We start from the raw sequence: 2,500 nt of genomic DNA on the forward strand, positions 1-2,500 counted from the left end.
GATGGCTTCAGATCGTAGCGGCCAACGCGGGCGTCGGCGGGGGATTTTTCAACGGCCTGTTAGACGGTCCACGCCGTTGGGGTTTGGCTTGTAAAGCCTTTTCGCGCATGAGCCGTTCAATGCGGCGCAGACCACAGGCCTGACCTTGCTCCAGCACCTTGTGCCACACACGGCCTGCGCCATAGGTGCGGTCGCTGCGTACGAAGCTCTGGTAGACCTGCGCGCCAGCACTTCATCATGAGGCTGCGCCAACCCCTGGGCCGTGTGAGCCACGCGTAGAAGCCACCCCGCGAGACACCGAGCGCCTCGCACATCAGATCGACCGGACAGGCCCCTGGGTGTTTCGCCACGAAGCCGAACTTCACATCGACTCCTTCGCGAAGTAGGCCAGGTTTTTTTAGGATGTCGCGCTCCATCTTGAGCTCAGCCACTTTCTTGCGCAGCTGCGCTATTTCCGCGTCTGGGTTTAGTTTGCCGTTGCCAAGGAAGGCCTCCTGGGGTTCGTCTCGCAGTTCACGAACCCACTTGCGCATCACGTCTTCGTGAATGTCCAGTTCTTTGGTAGATTGTGACCGGCCCTCTTCAGACGTGGCAGTGTTAAGTAGCGGTCCAGGTTTTTGGAGATTACTTGATCTCCGGTGATTGCATGACATCGCCAGCGCGCGGGCGAACCTCGTTGTAGTCCCACCGCCATCGGGTGATCTCCTGTCTGGCCTGCGTCAGGGACTTTATAAGCGTCGGCACTCATGGGCCACCTCGACGATGCGCGTACTCAGCTCGGCCATGGCGGCATTCATCCTGGGCGGCTCTGGGTAGCTCATTCGTGACAACCTTGTATAGCGCGCGGCGTTCGCTGATGGCCAGTTGCTCGACCATCCTGGCGACCGCTTCGCGCCTGGCCTGCATGCCGCCGAACTTGGCGCGCCACTTGTAGAAGGTCACATCGCTGAAGCCGCCCAGTCGGCACAACTCCTTGACCGGCATGCCGACCTCAGCCTGCTTGAGGAATCCGATGATCTGCTCGTCAGTGAATCTGTTCTTCTTCATGTCCGTCATTCTGTTGGTGGTTAACGGATTTCACTAACTTCAGCTTGGTACGACTGATGGGGGGCCGGTCACCTGGCCACAACCACATCACGCTCGTGACCAGCTTGACCGCTTGAACTTGAACTCTCGGCTGAATGTCCTTCTTGTCTCCATGAACCACCTCCGGTTTCACTTCCGCCTTAACAAGGTGTCTTTGAAACCAGCAGCAGCCCAAACCGTCAACTCTTCGACTAACACGTCTAAGGGGGGCAGGTCGAATTGGCTGCAGATCTACAGGGCAACTGGGAGTTGTTGAATGCTGGTAGCCGGCCGATGTTGACCGCTCAAGCCCAAAAGCAAAACGCCCTCCCACTGTTTTAGTGGGAGGGCGGTTTGGGCTGTAAGAGCCTGACGATGACCTACTTTCACACGGGAACCCGCACTATCATCGGCGCGAAGTCGTTTCACTGTCCTGTTCGGGATGGGAAGGAGTGGTACCAACTTGCTATGGTCATCAGGCATAAAGGGTTGCTGAGCAGTGAGGACTGCACAGCGAATTCATAGAGTCTGTGAATCAGCGTGGATTTGATTGCGTACTTGGCATAACAGTCTTGAACTGCGATTGGCAGTCAAAGTTATAGGGTCAAGCCGCACGGGCAATTAGTACTGGTTAACTTAATGCATTGCTGCACTTCCACACCCAGCCTATCAACGTCGTGGTCTACAACGACCCTTCAGGGGGCTCAAGGCCCCGGCAGATCTCATCTTGAAACGAGTTTCCCGCTTAGATGCTTTCAGCGGTTATCTCTTCCACACTTAGCTACTCGGCAATGCCACTGGCGTGACAACCGATACACCAGAGGTGTGTCCACTCCGGTCCTCTCGTACTAGGAGCAGGCTTCCTCAAATCTGCAGCGCCCACGGAAGATAGGGACCAAACTGTCTCACGACGTTTTAAACCCAGCTCACGTACCTCTTTAAATGGCGAACAGCCATACCCTTGGGACCGACTACAGCCCCAGGATGAGATGAGCCGACATCGAGGTGCCAAACACCGCCGTCGATATGAACTCTTGGGCGGTATCAGCCTGTTATCCCCAGAGTACCTTTTATCCGTTGAGCGATGGCCCTTCCATACAGAACCACCGGATCACTATGTCCTGCTTTCGCATCTGCTCGACTTGTCAGTCTCGCAGTTAAGCACGCTTATGCCATTGCACTATCGTCACGATGTCCGACCGTAACTAGCGTACCTTCGAACTCCTCCGTTACGCTTTGGGAGGAGACCGCCCCAGTCAAACTGCCTACCATGCACTGTCCCCGATCCAGCTAATGGACCTAGGTTAGAACCTCAAACGCACCAGGGTGGTATTTCAACGTTGGCTCCATGAGATCTAGCGACCTCACTTCAAAGCCTCCCACCTATCCTACACAGATCCGTTCAAAGTCCAATACAAAGCTACAGTAAAGGTTC

2 rRNA genes and 1 pseudogene (1 of these 3 cut by a window edge) are annotated in these 2,500 nt (G+C 55.6%); all 3 read right to left on the minus strand.

Features of this window, described 5'->3' with window-relative positions:
- Nucleotides 1–867: 867 nt before the first annotated feature.
- Nucleotides 868–1,047: pseudogene (locus BV908_RS21515) on the minus strand (transposase); the annotation flags it as partial.
- Nucleotides 1,048–1,432: 385 nt separating this feature from the next.
- A 5S ribosomal RNA gene (rrf, locus tag BV908_RS21520) occupies nucleotides 1,433–1,545 on the minus strand.
- A gap of 120 nt (nucleotides 1,546–1,665) precedes the next feature.
- Nucleotides 1,666–2,500 (minus strand): 23S ribosomal RNA (locus tag BV908_RS21525); it runs 2,041 nt beyond the window's last position.

The sequence above is a fragment of the Diaphorobacter sp. LR2014-1 genome, from assembly GCF_002916785.1.
Taxonomy (GTDB): Bacteria; Pseudomonadota; Gammaproteobacteria; order Burkholderiales; family Burkholderiaceae_C; genus Diaphorobacter; species Diaphorobacter nitroreducens.